We start from the raw sequence: 19,461 nt of genomic DNA, 5'->3' as shown, positions 1-19,461 counted from the left end.
CCCTTGCGTGCCGGTTTCGCGGCCTTCGCCGCCTGCGGGGCCGCCGGGCCACCGGTCGGCGCGGGCGACGGCCCCGGCGTCGCCGGGCCGTCCGGGCCACCGGGGCCGCCGTCGGGGCCGGCCTACGGGACGCCGCTGACCATCGTGTCGCCCGGGGGCCGGGGGCGCGCCGGAGGGCGAGGGCCCACCGGCGCCCGGAACGGCCGGGATACCGGCCGGTGGTGTGCCCGAAGGGCCGGAACCAGGTGCGCCAGGGCCGGAGTCGGCGCCCTGCCCCGCGGGGGCCCGGTGGGTGCCGGTGTCGTGGTCGGGGCCCGCGGTCGCACCGGAGCGCTGCTCACCGAACGGGTCCCGTTTCGAAGCGCCGTCGTCGGGCTGCGTCCCCAGGCCGAAGGCGTCCAGCCCGGAGGCACCGCGGCCCGGATCCCCGCCGTGGCCGGGTCCGAAGGGCCCGTTCGCGCCCGAGGGCCGTCCGGCAGCCGGACCGCTGCCGGCGCCGAAGACCTCATCCGCGCCGAAGTCCTGGCCCGGGCCCGGATTCTGGCCGGGACCCGGACTCTGGCCCGGGCCGGGATGCTGGCCGCCACCGGCGGTGTCGCCGCTGCCGAAGCCGTCGCCCGTGCCGGGGGGCCGGCCCGCCCCGTATCCCTGGCCGTTGCCCGTGCCCGTGCCCGTGCCCGGCGCGGCGAGAGGACCAGGGCCCGCGCCGGACGGCAGGGGCCCGGTCATGTCGCCGGTGACCGGTCCTGTCGTCGGCCCGGCCGGCGCGCCGGGACCGACCCGCGGGACGCCCTCGGGGGGCGTGTCCGCGGGGCCCGGCGCCCGGTGCGTGCCGGTCGCCTCGGAGGCGGGCCCGCCGGGGCCGCCGCCGGAGGCCGGGGCGGCCGACGCGGGCGGCGCGCTGCGCGGGGGCTTGCGCGGGGAGAACCAGTCGCTGGTCTGCTGAGTGAAACTCCCACTCCCCTCCGGGTCGGCGGGCCCTGCGCCCTGCGGGGAAGGGGAGTTCGCACCGGCTGAGGAGCGGCCCTCGGCCCCCGTGCGGCCGGCCGCCGGGCCGGACCCACCCGCGCCGCCCGAGGCAGCCGCGCCGCCCGAGGCGGCCGGGCCGCCCGATGCGGCCGGGCCGGCAGCCGCGCCGCCCGGAGCGGCGGGCCCGGGCGGTGGCGGCCCCGCGACCGACGAGCCGCCGCCCGTCGCCCGCTTGCCCGCGCCCAGGTCGGGGGCCGCGGGCTTGCCGCCCTTCGTGCCGCCCTTGTCGGCGCCGCCGGGCTTTCCGCCCTCGTTCTCGTCGCCGACCGGGGTGCGCATCACCACGGGTGGGATGGGCCGCGATCCGGGGATGTTGATGCGGATGCGGGTGGTGAGCGTCGTCTCCGTCTTCGGCTCGTCCGGCTTCGACCCGGCTGCCGGATCGGTTCCCCGGCCCTCCTGGTCCGCGCCGGGGCCCGAGGTGCCGTACGGCTCCGTCCCCGAGGGGTACGACGAACCGCCGCGCCGCTTGGGCCCGGAGGACGAACTGTCAGTTTCACGACTCAAAGCAGGTACTCCCGGATGGATTCGCCGTCTTCCCGTTGGCCCGAAGGCGGCTCGCCGGCGCGCACCACTGTACTGGGGGCACGGGGCAGGGGCTCCGCGACCACCGAATCGGCCCGCCGGCGCCCCTCTCAGCGGTTCTTGTGCACGGGAACGGGGGGCGCGGGCAGGGCGATGGTGGTACACATCACAGCCGCGAGCATGCCGCCGAACAGGTACACGTAGCTGGCGAGGCCCGCGGCGAACAGGAAGTCCCCCTCGGCCCGTGAGGTCGTCATCAGCAGTACCGCCACCACCCAGCCCGCGCCGGGCACGGCCGCGCCCGGCTTGGTGCGGCACAGTTTCGCGCCGCCCCAGAAGAGCCCGGCGGCGGCGGCCAGCGCGAGCAGCAGGCCGAGGGGGAACCAGGCCCCCTGGACGAGGGTTCCGGCCGCGCCGGTGAGCAGGCCGAGAACGGCCAGCGCCGCGTACACCGCGAGGCGGGCGTTGCGCCCGTGCGGGAAGGCGCCGGGCGTGGAGGTGGTGGCTACGGGCGCCGCGCTCATGCGTCCACTCCCGCGAAGAGGTCGTCGAGGCCGGCGGGCGCCCGGCCGTGAACGCCGCGGTCATCGCCGCCCTCACCGTCGGCGCGGTCATCGCCGTCATCGCCGTCGGCGCGGTCGGCGCGCTGGAAGTACTCGGTGCCGATCAGGGGCTGGCCGAGCCCGTTGGAGAGCGCGAAGCAGGGGCCGCGCGAGGTCTCGCGCACGGAGACCTGCGTCTCGTGGGCCGCCATGGCCGCCGCCTTGGCGGCGAGGTGGGCGCGGGCGTCGATCGTGACGTCGACCTCCTGGGCGCTGTCGACCACCCCGGGGACGTCGTCGGGCTGTGCGAGGCCCGTGTCGCCCAGGAAACCGGGGAAGGGGAAGACCTCTCCGTCGGCCGCGGCTGCGTGCAGCCGGGCGAAGCCCTCGTCGAGGACGGGGCGGGGGACGACGTTCCAGTAGACGCGCCGCACCCGGTGCGGCGTGCCGCCGCCGCGTCCGCCCTCGGCGGCGGCGAGCTGGACGGCGCGCATGGCCACGCGGTGGGCCTTGATGTGGTCGGGGTGGCCGTAACCGCCGTCGGGACCGTAGGTGACGACCACCTGGGGGCGCACCTCGCGCAGCACGGCGGCGAGCAGCCCGGCGGCCTCGTCGAGGTCGGCCTGCCAGAAGCAGCCGGGGCGGTCGTTGGTCGGCGCGCCCATCATGCCCGAGTCGCGGTAGCGCCCCCGGCCGCCGAGGAAGCGGTGATCGGTGACGCCCAACGCGCGCATGGCCGCGGCGAGTTCGCCGATGCGGTGCGGGCCGAGGGTGTCGTCCTGGTCGGGTGCCAGGTGGGCGAGCCCGTCGGGGATGACCTCGCCCTCCTCGCCCAGGGTGCAGGTGACGAGGGTGACGTGTGCGCCCTCCGCCGCGTACTTGGCCATGGTGGCGCCTGTGGTGATCGACTCGTCGTCCGGGTGCGCGTGCACCAGCAGCACACGGCGCCGGGGGGCGGCCGGTGAGCCGGGGGCCGCCCCTGGGGGAAACGCAGCGGTCATGCCCCGAGCCTACGACGGGCACGCCACCGGCCGGCGAAGCGAGGGGGAGGAAGGGCCGGGAAGGACGACGGAGGGACGCGAGAGGGACCGGTACGCGGGCCGGGGAACGGGGGACGGGGGACAAAGGACGGTCGACGGGGGCGCGGCGTCCTCAGAACTTGAGCTGGCCGATCATCCCGGCAACGTTGGAGGTCAGGTCGGTGATCGTGGGAGCGACCGACGAGCTGGCGAGGTAGAAGCCCAACAGCATGCAGATCACCGCGTGTCCGGCCTTGAGCCCGGATTTCCTGACGAGCAGGATGACGATGATCGCCAGCAGCACCACCGCCGAAATCGAGAGTGCCACGGCGGCTCACCTCCAAGTACGCACGGTCGGTTCGGGATCTTCTACGGGTCACACGGACACGGCGGCGCGCCTCCGGCACGGAGGAGCCACCGGCTTCATACCCAGCACCCACCATGCGCAACGGATCATAATTATCCGGGCGACCGCACGGCTCGGTGCACGGGTGCAGAGGAGGGGCGCATATTCATATCCAGCCACCCGCCGACGACCTGACCATCGTCCCGGCGGGCATCCGGAACGGATCACAGCCTGGCGAGGACGCGGTGCGGTAGGGCGCGTGCGCAGTACGGTCAGCCGCATGGCTACGACTTTCCCGCAGCAGCACGCCCGTACCCACAGATTCACACTTGGTGCCCCGAGGTCTTTCACCGTCGCCCCGGACGGCTCACGCGTTGCTTTCCTTCGCTCCCGCGACGGCTTCGACCTGGCCCATCTCCTCTGGGTGCGGGAGGTGGCGAGCGGCGAGGAACGTATCGCCGCCGATCCCGCGGCCCTGTTGGGCGGGGCGGCCGAGGAGCTCTCCGCCGAGGAGCGGGCGCGGCGCGAGCGGAGCCGGGAGGGCACGGCCGGTGTGGTCGGATATGCCACCGACACGTGCGTGAAGACGGCCGCCTTCGCCCTCTCGGGCCGGCTGTTCACCGCGGACCTGGCCACCGGACAGGCGCGCGAACTCACCACGCCGACCCCCGTCGTGGATCCCCGCCCCTCCCCCGACGGCCGGTACGTGGCCTACGTGACGCGCGGCGCCCTGCGGGTGGTCGCGGCGTCCGGCGAGGACGACAGGGCGCTGGCCCAGCCGGAGTCGGAGACGGTCACCTGGGGCATGGCGGAGTTCGTCGCGGCGGAGGAGATGTCCCGCACCCGCGGCTACTGGTGGTCGCCCGACTCGGACCGGCTGCTGGTCGCGCGCGCCGACGACGCGCCGGTGACCCGCTGGTCCATCGCCGACCCGGCCAACCCGCAAGGCGAGCCCGCCCGCGTCGCCTACCCGGCGGCCGGCACGGCGAACGCCGAGGTCACCGTGCATCTGCTGGGTCTCGACGGGACACGGCACCAGGTCCGCTGGGACCACGAGCGCTACCCGTACCTCGCCCGGGTCCACTGGTCCGCGGCCGGCCCCCCGCTGTTGCTCGTGCACAGCAGGGACCAGCGCACGGCCGCGTACCTGAGCGTGGACGTCGAGACGGGTGAGACGTCTGTCACACTCACCGAGGAAGATCAAATCTGGCTGGAAGTCTTCGGCGGGGTGCCGGCGTGGGCGCCGGACGGCGCTCTGGTGCGGATCGTGGACGAGGCTGCGGTGGGCGCCGAGGGGAAGAGCGCACGGGTGCTCATGGCGGGCGCACGGCGGCTCACGGACGCGCGGCTGCACGTGCGGGCCGTGCTGGACATCGGCACCGAGGACGTTCTGCTGACCGCCTCAGAGGGGGACGGCGGTGATCCGTCGCGCCGCTCGGCACCGGGCGACATCGGGGTCTACCGCGTGCCGTTGGCCGGCGGCCCGGCGGTGCGGGTCACCGACCCCGAGGACGAAGACCGGGGCCCGCGGCTGTCCTCCGCCGCGCGCGGCGGCGACACGCTCGTGCTCTCGACGGCGGCCCTGTCCCGGGCAGGAGCGCGGGTCGTGCTGGTGCGCCAGGAGGACGGGAAGCGGCTGGGCACCATCGACTCGCACGCCGCACGGCCCGTGCTGACCACCTCCCCCCACCTGCTGCTCGCCGGTGAACGCCGCATCCCTGCCGCCGTGGTCCTGCCCACCGGCTACCGGGACTCCGACGGGCCGCTGCCCGTGCTGATGGACCCCTACGGCGGGCCGCACGGCCAGCGCGTCGTGGCCGCGCACAACGCGCACCTGACCGCGCAGTGGTTCGCCGACCAGGGCTTCGCCGTGGTCACGGCCGACGGGCGGGGCACGCCGGGACACAGCCCCGCCTGGGAGAAGGCCGTCTCGCGCCGGCTCGCCCCGGTCACCCTCGACGACCAGGTCGAAGCCCTGCACGCGCTCGCGGCCGAGTTCCCCCTCGACCTGACACGGGTGGGCATCCGCGGCTGGTCCTACGGCGGTTACCTCGCGGCGCTGGCCGTGCTGCGGCGGCCCGACGTCTTCCACGCCGCGGTCGCCGGTGCCCCGGTGACCGACTGGCGGCTGTACGACACGCACTACACCGAGCGGTACTGCGGCACCCCGCAGGAGAACCCCGAGGTGTACGCGGAGTCCTCACTGCTCACCGACGAGGGGCTGTCCCTCGTCTCGGAGGACGGCCCCCACAGGCCGATGATGATCATCCACGGGCTCGCCGACGACAACGTGGTCGTCGCGCACGCGCTGCGGCTGTCCTCGGCGCTGCTGGCCGCGGGGCGGCAGCACGAGGTGCTGCCGCTGTCCGGGGTGACCCACATGGCGAGCGACGCGACGGTCGCGGAGAACCTGCTCGTGTTGCAGGTCGCCTTCCTGAAGCGGTCGTTGGGCATGGCCGGCTGAGGCCGTACGGCACGCCGCCGCGAACGCTTCCGCGAGCGGCGTGCCGGGACCGGCGGGCGGGCGCCTCAGCGGGTCTTGGCCGTCGTGGCCGAGGTCTCCCCCTCGTGCTCCCGCAGCGCCTTGTCCAGCACGATGTCCTCCCCGCGGGCCTCGGTCGTCGGCTCCTCGGGGAAGTGGCAGGCCGTCAGGTGGCCCTGGGTGTTTCCGGGGATCTGGACAAGCGGAGGCTCCTGGGTGGCGCACTTGTCCTGCGCCTTCCAGCAGCGGGTGCGGAAGCGGCAGCCCGAGGGCGGGTTGATCGGCGAGGGGACGTCGCCGGCCAGGCGGATGCGCTCGCGGTCGCTGCCCTCGGCCTGCCCCTCCTCGTTGAGCACGGCCTCCGGCACCGCCGAGAGCAGGGCGTGGGTGTAGGGGTGGCGGGGGCGGTTGTAGATCGCCTCCCGCTCCCCCACCTCGACGATCTTGCCCAGGTACATCACCGCGACCCGCTCCGAGAAGTGGCGCACGATCGCCAGGTCGTGGGCGATGAAGACGAAGGCGATGCCCATCTCCCGCTGCACCTGCTGGAGCAGGTTGACGACCTGCGCCTGGATGGAGACGTCCAGCGCGGAGACCGGCTCGTCCGCCACGATCAGTTTCGGCTCCAGCGCCAGCGCGCGGGCGACGCCGATGCGCTGGCGCTGGCCGCCGGAGAACTCGTGCGGGAAGCGGTTGTAGTGCTCGGGGTTGAGGCCGACGGTCTCCAGCAGTTCCCGGATGCGCTTCTCGCGCCCCCCGGGCGGGTCGATGCCGTTGACCTCCATCGGTCCGCCGATGATGGAGCCGACCGTGTGCCGCGGGTTCAGCGACGAGTACGGGTCCTGGAAGATCATCTGGATCTCAGAGCGGATCGGCGCCATCTGCTTGCGGGTGGCGTGGGTGATCTCCTGCCCCGCGTAGGTGATCGTGCCGCCGGTGGGCTCCAGCAGCCGGGTCAGCAGCCGTCCCGTGGTCGACTTGCCGCAGCCCGACTCGCCGACGAGGCCGAAGCTCTCGCCCGCGTGGACACCGAGGTCGATACCGGAGACGGCCTGGACCTCGCCCACCTTCCGCTTGAAGGGGAAGCCCCCCATGATCGGGAAGTGTTTGGCCAGGCCCTCCGCCTTCAGCAGCGGTTCGCCCGTGCGGGCGGGTGCCGCGTCCTTCGGTCCGCCCGCGCCCGGCTCGGTCAGGGTGAGGTCATCGCTCATTGGTCTGGGTCTCCCTCTGCCTGTCCTAGCTCAGCCTGGGCTTGATCTGCTCGGTGAAGAACGTGCGCTTCTGCTCGGCCGTCAGGTGGCAGGCGGAGCCGCGCCCGTGCGGCAGCTGCGGCCGGTCGCCTGTGCAGGACCTGCCGGCGACCTCGTCCTGGTAGCCGCAGCGCGGGTGGAAGGGGCAGCCGGGCGGCGGCGCCAGCAGGCTCGGCGGCGTGCCGTGGATGGGCGACAGTTCCTCGTTCACGTCGCCGGTCAGCCGTGGCATGGAGGTCAGCAGCCCCCAGGTGTAGGGGTGCTCGGGGCTGCGCAGCACCTCGCCGACCGTGCCCCGCTCGACGGCGCGCCCGCCGTACATCACCAGGATGTCGTCGGCGACGTTGGCGATGACGCCGAGGTCGTGGGTGATGAAGACGATCGCGGAGCCGAACTCCTGCTGGAGGTCCTTGAGCAGGTCGAGGATCTGCGCCTGGACGGTGACGTCGAGGGCCGTGGTGGGCTCGTCCGCGATCAGCAGGTCCGGGTTGCACACCAGCGCCATGGCGATCATCGCGCGCTGCCGCATGCCGCCGGAGAACTGGTGCGGGTAGTCGTGGACCCGCGTCTTCGGGTTGGGGATGCCGACCTTGTCGAGCATCTCGACGGCCCGCAGGTGCGCCTCCCGTTTGGAGACCCCCAGGTGCTTGCGGTACGGCTCGGCGATCTGCCGCCCGATCGTGTAGTACGGCGACAGCGCGGTCAGCGCGTCCTGGAAGATCATCGCCATCTTGTTGCCGCGCAGCGACTCCAGCGTCTTCTCGCGCGCGCCCGTCAGCTCCTGGCCGTCCAGCAGGATCTTGCCCGAGACGTCGGTCGTACGCGGGTTGTGCAGGCCCAGGATGGACAGGTTGGTGACCGACTTTCCGGAGCCGGACTCGCCGACGATGCCCAGCGTCCTGCCGCGCTCCACGTCGAAGGAGAGTCCGTCGACGGCCTTGACGGTGCCGTCCTCGGTGTCGAAGTGCACGTACAGGTCGCGCACCGAGAGGAAGGCGCCCCCGTCCGCGTCGCGCGGTGCGGGTACGTCCGCTTCCTTGGTCAGGGAGGTCATGGCGGAGGTTCTCCTAGGACAGCCGCACGCGCGGGTCGATGAACGCGTAGGCGGCGTCCACGATGATGTTGAACAGGATGATGAAGGTCGCCGCGAAGAGCATCACGCCCATCACCATGGGCAGGTCGGTGTTCTGCACCGAGTTGACCGCGAGGGTGCCCAGCCCCGGGAGGGAGAACGTCCACTCGGTGATCATCGCGCCGCCGAAGAGGGAGCCGAGGTCGACGCCGAAGATGGTGACGATGGGGATGAGCGAGCCGCGCCAGGCGTAGCGGAAGAAGACGTACCGCCCCGACATGCCCTTCGCGCGGGCGGCTCTGACGTGGTCTTCCTGCAACTGCTCGATCATCGACGAGCGCGACAGACGGGTGTAGTTCGCGGTGAAGATGATCTGGACGACCAGCCAGGGGATCAGCAGGCCCATGAACCAGCCGGCCGGATCCTGCGTCAGCGGTACGTACTTGGGCTGGTCGAGGAGTTGCAGGTTGTAGACCACCAGGGCCAGGACGAGCGGGCCGATGAAGTAGATCTGCATCGAGGAGAGCACCAGCGACAGGGAGCTGAACGTCTTGTCGACGAGGGTGCCCTTCTTCCAGGCGGCGATCATGCCGGCGCCCAGGCCGATGAACAGGAAGACCGCGGCGCCGCCGATGGTCAGCGAGACGGTGGTCGGGAAGCGGTCCAGGATCGTCTGCCAGACGGGGTCCTGGTTGGCGAAGGAGTAGCCGAAGCACGGCGCGGGACACGCGCCGGCGGCGAAGTCGCGGCCGGCGAAGATGCCGACCATGAAGTGCCAGTACTGGACCGGCACGGGTTCGTCGATCCCCATGTTCTTGCGGATGACCTCGAGCGCGTCCGGCGTGCAGTTCTTGCCGCAGGCCAGCATCGCCGGGTCCCTGGGGACGGCGTAGAAGAGGAAGAAGGTGACGGCGCTGATGATCAGCAGGATCACCACGGCGCCGAGCGACCGGCGGATGAGAAATCGCAGCATGACGGAACGCAGCTCTCGTGCGACAGCGGAATCGACGTGCGGAAGGAGGTGCGGGGCGGCACCGTGGGGCTCCGCCGCCCGGCCGCGAGGGCCGGGCGGCGGAGCCGGCGCCCGGGTGCGTTACTTCTTGACGTACAGCGAGGTGGGCTGGATGTCGTGCAGCTGCTCGTCGAAGTAGGCTCCGCCGATCTTCGATCCGCTCAGCTGGATCGTCTTGTAGTAGTGCATGGGCACCGCGGGGACGTCCTCGACGAGGATCTTGTCCGCGAGCTTCATCCACGCGTCGGCGGCCTTGTTCGGATCCTCGATCTTGCGGATCCGGTCCATCTCCTTCTCGAACTTCGGGTTCTTGTGGTGCGAGTAGTTCGCCGCACCGTCCTGGACCTGACGTCCGTCGAACAGGTTCGGGACGACGGTCGAGGCGCTCGGCCAGTCGGCACCCCACGAGTTGTGGTAGATGTCGTAGTTGTTCTTGATCTTGCCGATCTGGTCGTAGTACGTGTCCGCGATGATGTCCTTCTTCTGGACGTTGAACCCGGCCTTCTCCAGGTTCTGCGTCGCGGCGACGGAGAAGTCCTGCCACTCGGGCGCGTTCTGGAAGGCGAAGGTGAGCTTCATGCCCTTCTTGCCGGACTCCTTCAGGAGCTTGGCGGCCTTCTTCACATCGCCCTGCGGCTTCTTCAGCTTGTTGAACGGGTCGGTCGGCTTCTGGCCCACCAGCGTCGGGCTGATGTAGTTGCCGGCCATCTCGCCGCCGCCGGCACCGCCGAACGCGGAGACGATGGACTGGTTGGGCATCGCGTAGGCGATGGCCTGGCGGACCTTCTTGTTCTTGATCCGGTCCATGTTGATGTTCATGTAGCTGACGTAACTCTGGTAGCCGGAGATGGAGCGCTTCTTGACCTCGGGGTCGCTGCGCACCTTCTGCATGCTGGAGGCGTCGACGCTGTTGGTGAAGCTGGTGGCGTACTGGTTCTCACCCGCGTCGGACATCAGCCGCTTGGTGGAGTCCTCGAAGGAGACACCGAACTGGATGGTGAAGGCGTCCGGGTACTGGTGGCGCTTCGGGTCGGTCTTCGGGTCCCACTCGGGGTTGCGGACGAGCTTCATGCTCTTGCCCGACTTGAAGGACGCGATCTTGTAGGGGCCGGTGACGAGCGGGTCCTTGTCGTACTTCTCCTTGGTGTCCTTCTTCTCGGACACCACCGAGTAACCCGGCATGGCCAGCGCGTAGGGCAGCTCGGCCTGCGGCTCCTTGAAGTGGAAGATGACGGTCTTGTCGTCCGGCGTCTCCAGGACGTCGTCCGGCAGGTGCTTGCCCTCGTAGGGGCCGTCCTTGAGCATCTTGCGGTAGTCGGTGCCGCCGGTGTTGGCCAGCCACTGCTGCACGAAGGTGGGGCCCTCGGTGATGAAGGGCGCGAACGTCCGCTCGATGCTGTGCCGGATGTCCTTCGAGGTGATGGCCGAGCCGTCCTCGAACTTGATGCCGTCCTTGAGCTTGTACGTCCAGGTCTTGCCGCCGTCCGACTTCTTCCCGCTGTCGGTGGCCAGGTCGCCGACGACCTCGTACTTGTCGCCGCTGGTGCGCTTGTAGGTGGTCAGACCGCGGTGGATCAGCGTGGCGAGGGAGCCCTCGTCGCTGACGTAGATCTGCGCCGGGTCCAGGTGCGCGAAGCTGTCGCGCTGGAGGACCTTGATGGTGCCGCCCTTGCGGCTGCCCTTGACCTCGGGGGCCGGGCCCTTGGAGGCGGCCTCGTCGGCGAACGTGTAGGAGACGTCGGCGCCCTGCTTCTTGGCCTTCGTGTCCTTGGTGTCCTCACCGCCGCCCCCGCCGCTGCTGCAGCCGGTGAGGAACAGCGCGCCGGCGGCGACCGCCGCGAGGGACGCACGCGCTGTGCGTATGCTCACTCTGCTCATGGTGGTGTCTGCACCTGCCTGTCGGTTGTCCGTCGCTGCCTGACTGATGCCGTACGGGGTGGCAGCACCCCCCACCACTCGGTCGCGCCTGGCCCTCATCGGCCCGACTTCGGGTCGAACGCGTCCCTGACCGAGTCTCCGAGCAGGTTGAAGGCGAGGATGAAGATCACCATCGCTCCGCCCGGGAAGAACATGTAGGTGATGTCGCTCTGGTAGACCTCGGCGCCCGTGGCGAACATCCGGCCCCAGTCAGGGGTGGGCTCCAGCAGCCCGACGCCGAGAAAGGAGAGCCCCGCGATGGCGGTGACGTTGTTCGGCAGCATGTAGGTGGCCTGCACCAGCATGGGCGTGACCAGGTTCGGCAGCAGTTCCTTGCGGACGATGCGGCCCGGCGGCGTCCCGGCGACCTTCGCCGCCTCGATGAACTCCCGCTCCCGCAGCGACAGCGTCTGGCCCCGCAACAGCCGCGCCAGCGTCATCCAGCCGAGCAGCCACATCACGTAGATGATCACGCAGGACCTGAGCCAGGTGGGCATCTCGTCCTGCGGGTCGACAAGCAGCGCGCCGACGACCGGGGTGAAGGCGACGAAGAAGAGCTGGTTGGGGAAGGACATCATCAGGTCGGTGAACCGGCCGAGGAAGTAGTCGACCTTCCCGCCGAAGTAGCCCCCCGCGACGCCGATCACGATCGCCGTGGCCACCGAGAGCAGGGTGACGATCAGCGCGAGCGAGAGCGAGGTGCGGATTCCGTAGACCAGCTGCATGAAGACGTCCCGGCCCAGGTTCGGTTCGAGCCCGAACCAGAACTCGCCGCTGATGCCGCCGTTGGGCTGCACGGGGTAGCCGTTGTCGTTGAGCAGGCCCGGTGTCAGCTGCCCGTAGCGGGTATAGGGATCCTTGCCGTAGAGCCAGGAGATCACCGGGGCCAGCGCCGCGATCAGGAAGAAGGCGAGCACGACACACGCCGAGACCACACCTGTGCGGTCGCGTTTGAAGCGCATCCACATGAGCCGTCCTGGTGACCGGCCCGCGAGGTCGCCGTCCTTGGCAACTCGCGTAGAACTCGGGCCCGCTTCCTGATCGGGGCCAGGGGTGTCGGCCCCGACCGCAGCGGCCTGGGAAGGACTCGTCATCGCGTGTGTGCTCCCGCGCTCAATTCTCGCCGGAACCCGAATCGTTGGGGCGTGATGCGGGTGGGTTGTGCCGGACTTTGGCAAGCCGGTTACATGCCAGTCAAGAGGTCTTGGCCAGGCTGAACGCCGTCAACGGCTTTCTTGAGCGAACGTTGCGCAGATCGAGGTCGCAACGTGCTTGACATCACAGCGACCAGGCGGACATGAAGGTAAAAATCGGGAGTAATCGCCTTAACAATCTCGCAACGTGGTCGTCGTCTCTCCGATATCCGAAGCAGTCACTCTGAAGTGCGGAGAACCGTCAACTGCCGTGTGTACAGGGGCTCGTGGCGTTTCCCTGCACGTGCGGTGGACGTCGTGCGAACATGAGTGCGGCTTCACCGCCGCGCACACCGCCGTGCACACCGCCGGCCCGGCGCTTGTTGCCGGGCGGTGCTCGCGGGTAGACACGTCAGGTCCAGCACGTCGCGACACACGTACACACGGGGGGCCGAGCCATGGGCCAGGACAGGACACTCGCGCGCGGAGCGCGCGTCTTCGGAGCGCTGCTGCTGGCCGCCCTCGCGCTGGTCAGCCTCGCCTGGATCATCCGGGACTTCACCAAGGCCGACGACGTCGTCGACGTGTGGTGGAACTGGGCCGGGCTGCCGGCCCGCGCCGAGGACGGGGTGTGGGTCACCTCCTTCCTCGAACCCACGCTGATGCTGGTCTACGCGGTCGCCGCCCCCGCCGCCTACCGCTCCTCCTCGTCCGCCGCGATACTCGCCGGCGCCGGAACGCTGACCGTCGCGCTGCGCGCCCCGGGGCTGTGGAACCTGAACGCCGACTGGATGCAGGGCGTCCCCGACGGGCTGCTGAGCAAGGTCCTCTTCAGCACCATCGCCACCGTCGTCCTCGGCGGTGTCCTCCTCGTCACCGCCATCGCGGGACGCCGCCCCGCACACTCCGCCCCCGGCGGCTACGGCTACGGCGCCCCCGCCCCCCACGACGTGGCCCACTCGGCCCCCGCCGGGCCGACCAGGGGCGGCGCCGTGGCCGCCTTCCTGCTGCTGGGCGCCGCGGGCGCGGTGCTGCTCGCGTGGGAAATACGCACCATGCAGCAGCTCGGCTGGGACCGCTACGAGAAGACGCTGACCGGCGAACGCTCCCTCGTCCGGCTGCTGGACGCCCCGCCCGGCTGGACCCTGTGGACCGTCGTCGTCCTCGCTCTGGTCGCCGGCATCGCCGCGCTGGCGGGCGCGCCCTTCTCCCGCCCCTTCGGCCTGATCATCGCCGGGCCGCTGCTCGCCGTCGGCCTGTTCGCCGTCGCCTTCGGCATCAAGACGGACCTGTTCGCGCACTTCGGCGACCTCGGCATCGAGGGGCAACTGCATGTGCTCACCAACGTGTTCGAGGTCGTCGCGGGCGCGGCCGTCCTGCTGGCCCTCTCCCGGGGACAGCAGCGCAGCCCGCGCCCCGTCTCCCCGTACGCGGCCGGCGGCCCCGCGCCGTACGGGCAGCCGCCGCAGACCTGGTAGGCCGGCGCCTCACGTCTCGACGGGGCCCACCACCGCGGCGCGCTCGGCCGCGAAATGGCAGGCCGAGGGGTGGTGGACGGGCTCGTCGGGCAGGGAGTCGGCGAAGTTCTCCGGAACGGCGAGCGGCGGCTCCTCCTCCACGCAGCGCTGCTGCGCCTTCCAGCAGCGGGTGCGGAAGTGGCAGCCCGAGGGCGGGTTGGCCGGTGAGGGCACGTCGCCCTCCAGTACGATCCGCTCCCTGCGCCCCTCGGCGTCGGGGTCGGGCACCGGCACGGCCGACAGCAGCGCCTGCGTGTAGGGGTGCGTCGGGTGCTCGTAGATCTCGGTCTCCGTACCGACCTCGACGAGCTTGCCGAGGTACATCACGCCGACGCGGTCGGAGATGTGCCGCACGATTGACAGGTCGTGGGCGATGAAGACGTAGGAGAGGCCGAACTCGTCCTGGAGGCGCTCCATCAGGTTGACGACCTGCGCCTGCACCGAGACGTCCAACGCCGAGACCGGCTCGTCCGCCACGATGATCTCCGGACGCAGCGCCAGCCCCCGCGCGATCCCGATCCGCTGCCGCTGCCCCCCGCTGAACTGGTGCGGATACCGGTTCACATACTCCGGATTCAGCCCCACCACATCCAGCAACTCCTGCACCTTGCGCCGCCGATCCCCCTTCGGCGCCACCTCAGGATGAATGTCGAACGGCTCCCCGATGATGTCCCCCACCGTCATCCGCGGATTCAACGACGTGTACGGGTCCTGGAACACCATCTGAATGTTGCGCCGCACCGCCTTCAAAGCGCGCCCCGAGGCGCGGGTGATGTCGTTGCCCTTGTAGCGGATCGTGCCCGCCGTCGGCCTCTCCAGGTGGGTGATGAGCCTGGCCACGGTCGACTTGCCGCACCCCGACTCGCCGACGATGCCCAGCGTCTCCCCCTTCCGCAGGTCGAAGGAGACGCCGTCGACCGCCTTGACCGCGCCGACCTGCCGCTTGAAGAGGACGCCCTGGGTCAGCGGGAAGTGCTTGACCAGGTCCCGCACCTGAAGGATCGGCTCGCCCGCCGCGAACGCCCGCTCGGCGTGCGACTTCACCAGCAGCTTCCGCGCCTGGATCAGTTCCTCCCTGGCCACCTTGCGGCTCGATCCCTCACCGTGCATCGAACATCTCCTCCCAGAAGTGGCAGGCGCTGGCCCGCCGCGCCGAGACCTCGTACAGCGGAGGTTCGTCCCTGCGGCAGACCGCACGCGCCATGGGGCAGCGGGGGTTGTAGGCGCAGCCGGGCGGGATCTGCGACAGGTTGGGCGGCATGCCCCGGATGACGTTGAGCTGCCCGCCCTTCTGGTCGAGGCGGGGGATGGAGTCGAGCAGGCCCTGGGTGTAGGGGTGGGCCGGAGCCTTGTACAGCTCCTTGACCGGCGCCGTCTCCACGATCCGCCCCGCGTACATCACCGCGATCTTGTCCGCGACATCCGCCACCACACCCAGATCGTGCGTGATCAGGATCAGCCCCATGTTGAACTCACGCTGCAGATCCGCCAGCAGCTCCATCACCTGCGCCTGCACCGTCACATCCAGCGCAGTCGTCGGCTCGTCCGCGATGATCAGATCAGGCTCCAACGCCAACGCCATCGCGATCATGATGCGCTGCCGCATCCCCCCACTGAACTGGTGCGGATAGTCGCCGACGCGCTGACGCGCCGCGGGGATGCGGACCCGTTCCATCAGCTCGACGGCCTTGGCCCTGGCCTCCTTGCGGGAGGCGCCCTGGTGGACGCGGAACATCTCCGCCAGCTGGTAGCCGACGGTCAGCACCGGATTCAGGGCGGAGAGCGCGTCCTGGAAGATCATCGCCATCTTGGCGCCGCGGATCTGCCGCCGCTCCTGGCCCGGAAGGGTCAGCAGATCCCTGCCCTGGAAGACGATCTCGCCACCCGTGATGCGTCCTGGCGGCATGTCGAGAATGCCCATGATCGCCTGCGCTGTCACCGACTTGCCGGAGCCCGACTCGCCGAGCACCGCGAGCGTCTCGCCGGCCTCGAGTCCGCAGTCGACCCCGTTGACGGCCTTGGCCACGCCGTCCCGGGTGTGGAACTCCACGTGCAGGTCGCGCACCTCAAGGAGGCTCACACGCTCACCTCAGTTTCGGGTCGAGGGCGTCGCGCACCGCGTCGCCGAGCATGATGAACGCCAGCACGGTGAGGCTGAGCGCGGCGGCCGGATACAGCAGGATGTGCGGCGCGTTGCGGAACTGCATGCCCTGGGAGGCCGCGGAGATGTCGGCGCCCCAGGAGACCGTCGGCGGCTGGAGGCCCACGCCCAGGAAGCTGAGCGTGGCCTCCAGCGAGATGTAGGTGCCCAGCGCGATGGTCGCCGTCACGATCACGGGGGCGATCGCGTTCGGCAGGATGTGCCGCAGCAGCATCCGGGCGTTGCCGGCACCCAGTGCGCGGGCGGCCAGCACGTAGTCGTTCTGTTTGGCCGTGATGACAGAGCCGCGCGCGATACGGGCCACCTGCGGCCAGCCGAGCAGCACGATGAAGGCGACCACCGTCCACACCGAGCGGCTCCCGGTCATGGACAGGAAGACCAGGCCGCCGAGGATCATGGGGATGCCGAAGAAGATGTCCGTGAGCCGGGAGAGGACCGCGTCCCACACGCCGCCGAAGAATCCGGCGAGTCCGCCGAGGACGCTGCCCAGCGCGGCCACCCCGGCCGTCGCGCAGACGCCGACCGTCACCGACGTACGGGCGCCGTAGACCACGCGCGTGTACACGTCGCATCCCTGGGTGTCGAACCCGAACCAGTGCCCTGCCGAGGACGCGTCCAGCGAGCGGCCCAGCCGGCAGGAGAGCGGGTCCCGGGAGGCGATGAGGCCGGGCCACACGGAGATGAGCACCAGGAACGCGATGAGCAGGCCCGCGATCCAGAACACCGGGTTGCGGCGCAGGTCGTGCCACGCGTCGGACCACAGGCTCCGGGCCCGTTCCTGCGGCTCCCGGCCCGGTGAGGACGGGCCCTCGCCGCCGGCCCGCTCGACCTCGCTCTCGACCCCGGCGAGCGTCCGCTCCTCGTCGGGGCCCTCGATGGCGGGTGTCCCCGTCATGGGGTCCCCCCGCGGTCGGCGGTGGCGAAGCCGGCAGCGTTGCGCGGACTCGGGCCTGGCGAGGGTGGGTCACACATAGCGGATCCTCGGGTCGAGCACGGCGTACAACAGGTCGACGAGCAGGTTCGCGAGGAGGAAGACGATGACGAGGACGGTCACGAAGCCGACGACGGTCGGCGAGTTCTGCCGCACGATGCCCTGCCACAGCTGGAAGCCGACGCCGTGGATGTTGAAGATCCGCTCGGTCACCAGAGCCCCGGCCATCAGGGTGCCCACGTCGGTGCCCAGGAAGGTGACGACGGGGATCAGCGAGTTGCGCAGCAGGTGCCGTACCGTCACCCGCCGCCGCGGCAACCCCTTGGCGACGGCGGTGCGCACGTAGTCGGCGCGGGAGTTCTCGGCGATGGACGTGCGGGTCAGCCGCGTGACGTACGCGAGCGAGACCAGCGCGAGCACCAGTCCAGGCAGCAGCAGCTGGCCGAGGGGGGCCGCGGGCGAGACCGCGGGGGCGATCAGCCCCCATCGGACGCCGAGCAGATACTGGAAGACGGTGCCGGTCACGAACGTCGGCACCGAGATGACCACGAGGGTCAGCATCAGCACCCCGCTGTCGACGGGCCGCCCGCGGCGCAGTCCGGTCAGCACGCCGAGCACCAGGCCGATGATGATCTCGATGACGACGGCGACGAGCGCGAGCCGGATGGTGAGGGGGAATGCGGTCGCCATCAGCTCGGTCACGGGCTGCCCGTTGAAGGCGTTGCCGAAGTCACCGGAGAAGATCTTGCCCATGTAGAGCACGTACTGCTGCCATACCGGCTTGTCGAGGTTGAACTCGGCCCGCAGTTGGGCGGCCGTCGCCGGGTCGGGTGCCCGGTCTCCGAACATGGCGTTCACCGGGTCGCCGACGGCGTAGACCATCACGAAGATGAGGAACGTCGTCCCGATGAAGACCGGGACCATCTGGAGCAGTCGCCGTACGACGTAGCGCCCCACGACGGCTCACTTGACCTTGATGTCGGTGAAGACCGGCACGGAGAAGGGGTTGAGCTTCACGTTGCTGACCCGCTCGGAGTATCCGGCGTTTCCGTTCTGATACCACAGCGGAATGGCCGGGAACGTCTCCAGGATGCGTTTCTCCGCCTGCTGGAAGAGGCCGATCGCGCTCTTTTGGTCGCCGGCCGCGTTCGCCTTGTCGATGAGCTTGTCGACCTGCGGGTCGGAGAATCCGGAGTCGTTGGAGGAGGCGTCGGTGTAGTAGATGGGCTGGATGAAGTTCTGGATCAGCGGGTAGTCCATCTGCCACCCGGTCCTGAACATGCCCTTCATCTTCTTACCGCTGATGTCGGAGCGGAACTCGCTGAACGTCGGCACCGGATTCACCGCGCAGGCGTTGTTCTTGTCCAGGGTGCGGTTGATGCTGTTGCAGACGGCTTCCATCCACTGCCGGTGGGACCCCGTGTCCACGTTCGAGGTCAGCGTGATCTTGCCGCCGGGGAGGCCGCCGCCCTGCTTGATGAGCTTCTTGGCCTCCTTCGGGTCGTACTCGCACGCGCTGCCGCACAGGCCGGGTTCGTAGCCGCCGCCCGCCTTCAGCACGGGCGAGGTCAGGTCGGTCGCCGGCTCCCGCGTGCCGTGGTAGATCTCCTCGGTCACCTCCTTCCTGTTGATCGCCTTGGAGAGGCCGCGCCGCACCAGCGCGGCCTTCTCGCCGCGCCACCGCTTGTCGTACATCGGAAAGGAGATGGTCTGGGTGATGCCCGCCGGCTGGTTGATGTAGCGCCCGTTCAGGTCCCGCTTGGCGTTCTTCAGCTGCCCGGCGGGGAGCTCGTCGACGACGTCGAGGTTTCCGGCCTGCAGGTCGGTGTAGCCGGTGTTCTGGTCGGTGTAGACCCTCAGCTCGACGCCCTTGTTCCGCGGCTTGTCCGCACCGCTGTAGTGCGTGTTGCGGGACAGCTTCATCGACTGGCCCCGGGTGTAGGAGTCCACCTTGTAGGGGCCGTTCCCCACCGGTTTCTTCAGCCATCCCTCGTGGTCGGTGAAGAAGGATTTCGGCAGGGGTGCGTAGGCGCTGTAGCCGAGCGTCTGCGGCCACATGGAGAACTTCTGGTTGAGCTTCACCGTGAAGGCGCGGTCCCCGGTGACCTTCAGCCCCGACATCTTTTTCGCCTTGGGCTTCCCCTTCTCGGGGTGGACGTCGTCGTAGCCGTCGATGTACTGGAAGAAGTAGGAGTTGACCTGCTTGTTGGTGACCAGCGCACCGTAGTTCCAGGCGTCCACGAACGACTTCGCCGTCACCGGCGTGCCGTCGGAGAACTTCCAGCCCTTCTCCAGCTTGATGCGGAAGGTGCGCTGGTCGTCGGTCGTGATGGACTCGGCGACGGCGTTCTTGGCCTCACCCGTGACGGGGTCGTACTTCTTGAGCCCCCGCATGATCATGTCGAGGACCTTGCCGCCCTGCACCTCGTTGGTGTTCGCCGGCTCGACCGGATGCTGCGGGTCGGTCCAGAAGGCGCGGACCACACCGTCCTGCGCCCCGCCCCCCGCGCCCCCCGAGCTGGAGC

At 70.3% G+C, this 19,461-nt stretch carries 15 protein-coding genes and 1 pseudogene; 2 read left to right on the top strand and 14 right to left on the bottom strand.

Features of this window, described 5'->3' with window-relative positions:
- The 4 genes and pseudogenes from AB8Z75_RS15750 to AB8Z75_RS15735 form a co-directional block, all read right to left on the bottom strand.
- Positions 1–1,536 (bottom strand): annotated as a pseudogene (locus tag AB8Z75_RS15750) (hypothetical protein); the annotation flags it as partial.
- 128 nt (positions 1,537–1,664) lie between these two features.
- Positions 1,665–2,078: a DUF6113 family protein gene (locus tag AB8Z75_RS15745; RefSeq protein ID WP_369202356.1), complete on the bottom strand. Its 414-nt coding sequence runs from the start codon at positions 2,076–2,078 to the stop codon at positions 1,665–1,667.
- Complete coding sequence (mshB, locus tag AB8Z75_RS15740) at positions 2,075–3,097, bottom strand: N-acetyl-1-D-myo-inositol-2-amino-2-deoxy-alpha-D-glucopyranoside deacetylase (protein ID WP_369202354.1); 1,023 nt, start codon at positions 3,095–3,097, stop codon at positions 2,075–2,077. Before mshB ends, AB8Z75_RS15745 begins: the two co-directional genes overlap by 4 nt.
- 151 nt (positions 3,098–3,248) lie before the next feature.
- Positions 3,249–3,443 (bottom strand): DUF2304 family protein, encoded by a 195-nt coding sequence (locus AB8Z75_RS15735; protein WP_114014462.1) that lies wholly within the window; start codon positions 3,441–3,443, stop codon positions 3,249–3,251.
- A gap of 298 nt (positions 3,444–3,741) precedes the next feature.
- Here AB8Z75_RS15735 and AB8Z75_RS15730 point away from each other — a divergent pair, with 298 nt between their 5' ends.
- Positions 3,742–5,925 carry a prolyl oligopeptidase family serine peptidase gene (locus AB8Z75_RS15730; protein WP_369202351.1) on the top strand — a complete coding sequence of 728 codons (2,184 nt, stop codon included), beginning with the start codon at positions 3,742–3,744 and terminating at the stop codon, positions 5,923–5,925.
- Between the two features lie 65 nt (positions 5,926–5,990).
- Here the strand turns inward: AB8Z75_RS15730 and AB8Z75_RS15725 are convergent, their stop codons facing one another.
- The 5 genes from AB8Z75_RS15725 to AB8Z75_RS15705 all read right to left on the bottom strand — a co-directional run bounded on the left by AB8Z75_RS15725 (position 5,991) and on the right by AB8Z75_RS15705 (position 12,288).
- Positions 5,991–7,154, bottom strand: coding sequence for an ABC transporter ATP-binding protein (locus AB8Z75_RS15725; RefSeq protein ID WP_369202349.1), 1,164 nt, complete (start codon positions 7,152–7,154; stop codon positions 5,991–5,993).
- A gap of 25 nt (positions 7,155–7,179) precedes the next feature.
- Entirely contained in the window at positions 7,180–8,247 is a 1,068-nt protein-coding gene (locus tag AB8Z75_RS15720; RefSeq protein ID WP_369202347.1) for an ABC transporter ATP-binding protein, read from the bottom strand.
- 13 nt (positions 8,248–8,260) lie between these two features.
- Positions 8,261–9,238, bottom strand: a complete 978-nt coding sequence (locus AB8Z75_RS15715; protein ID WP_369202345.1) for an ABC transporter permease — start codon at positions 9,236–9,238, stop codon at positions 8,261–8,263.
- 120 nt (positions 9,239–9,358) lie between these two features.
- Positions 9,359–11,155, bottom strand: coding sequence for an ABC transporter substrate-binding protein (locus tag AB8Z75_RS15710; RefSeq protein WP_369202343.1), 1,797 nt, complete (start codon positions 11,153–11,155; stop codon positions 9,359–9,361).
- Positions 11,156–11,250: 95 nt separating this feature from the next.
- Positions 11,251–12,288, bottom strand: a complete 1,038-nt coding sequence (locus AB8Z75_RS15705; RefSeq protein WP_369202341.1) for an ABC transporter permease — start codon at positions 12,286–12,288, stop codon at positions 11,251–11,253.
- Positions 12,289–12,785: 497 nt separating this feature from the next.
- On the opposite strand from AB8Z75_RS15705, the gene AB8Z75_RS15700 reads away from it, so the two are divergent.
- Positions 12,786–13,805: a hypothetical protein gene (locus AB8Z75_RS15700; protein WP_369202339.1), complete on the top strand. Its 1,020-nt coding sequence runs from the start codon at positions 12,786–12,788 to the stop codon at positions 13,803–13,805.
- Between the two features lie 9 nt (positions 13,806–13,814).
- Here the strand turns inward: AB8Z75_RS15700 and AB8Z75_RS15695 are convergent, their stop codons facing one another.
- From AB8Z75_RS15695 to AB8Z75_RS15675, 5 genes are all read right to left on the bottom strand, one after another.
- On the bottom strand, positions 13,815–14,954 hold the full coding sequence (locus tag AB8Z75_RS15695; RefSeq protein WP_369202337.1) for an ABC transporter ATP-binding protein: 1,140 nt from the start codon (positions 14,952–14,954) through the stop codon (positions 13,815–13,817).
- Complete coding sequence (locus AB8Z75_RS15690; protein WP_369202335.1) at positions 14,944–15,924, bottom strand: ABC transporter ATP-binding protein; 981 nt, start codon at positions 15,922–15,924, stop codon at positions 14,944–14,946. Before AB8Z75_RS15690 ends, AB8Z75_RS15695 begins: the two co-directional genes overlap by 11 nt.
- Before the next feature lie 4 nt (positions 15,925–15,928).
- On the bottom strand, positions 15,929–16,900 hold the full coding sequence (locus AB8Z75_RS15685; RefSeq protein WP_369202333.1) for an ABC transporter permease: 972 nt from the start codon (positions 16,898–16,900) through the stop codon (positions 15,929–15,931).
- A gap of 69 nt (positions 16,901–16,969) precedes the next feature.
- A complete protein-coding gene (locus AB8Z75_RS15680) occupies positions 16,970–17,893 on the bottom strand; it encodes an ABC transporter permease (protein ID WP_369202331.1) in 924 nt (307 codons plus the stop codon).
- 6 nt (positions 17,894–17,899) lie between these two features.
- Positions 17,900–19,461, bottom strand: a 1,562-nt coding sequence (locus tag AB8Z75_RS15675; protein WP_369202329.1) for an ABC transporter substrate-binding protein, incomplete at its 5' end; no start/stop codon positions are given.

Origin of the sequence: Streptomyces sp. PU-14G (assembly GCF_041028275.1) — a bacterium.
In the GTDB taxonomy this organism is placed as follows: Bacteria; Actinomycetota; Actinomycetes; order Streptomycetales; family Streptomycetaceae; genus Streptomyces.
Note: the sequence above shows the minus strand (reverse complement) of the source record. Positions and strands in the feature narration are given on the sequence as shown.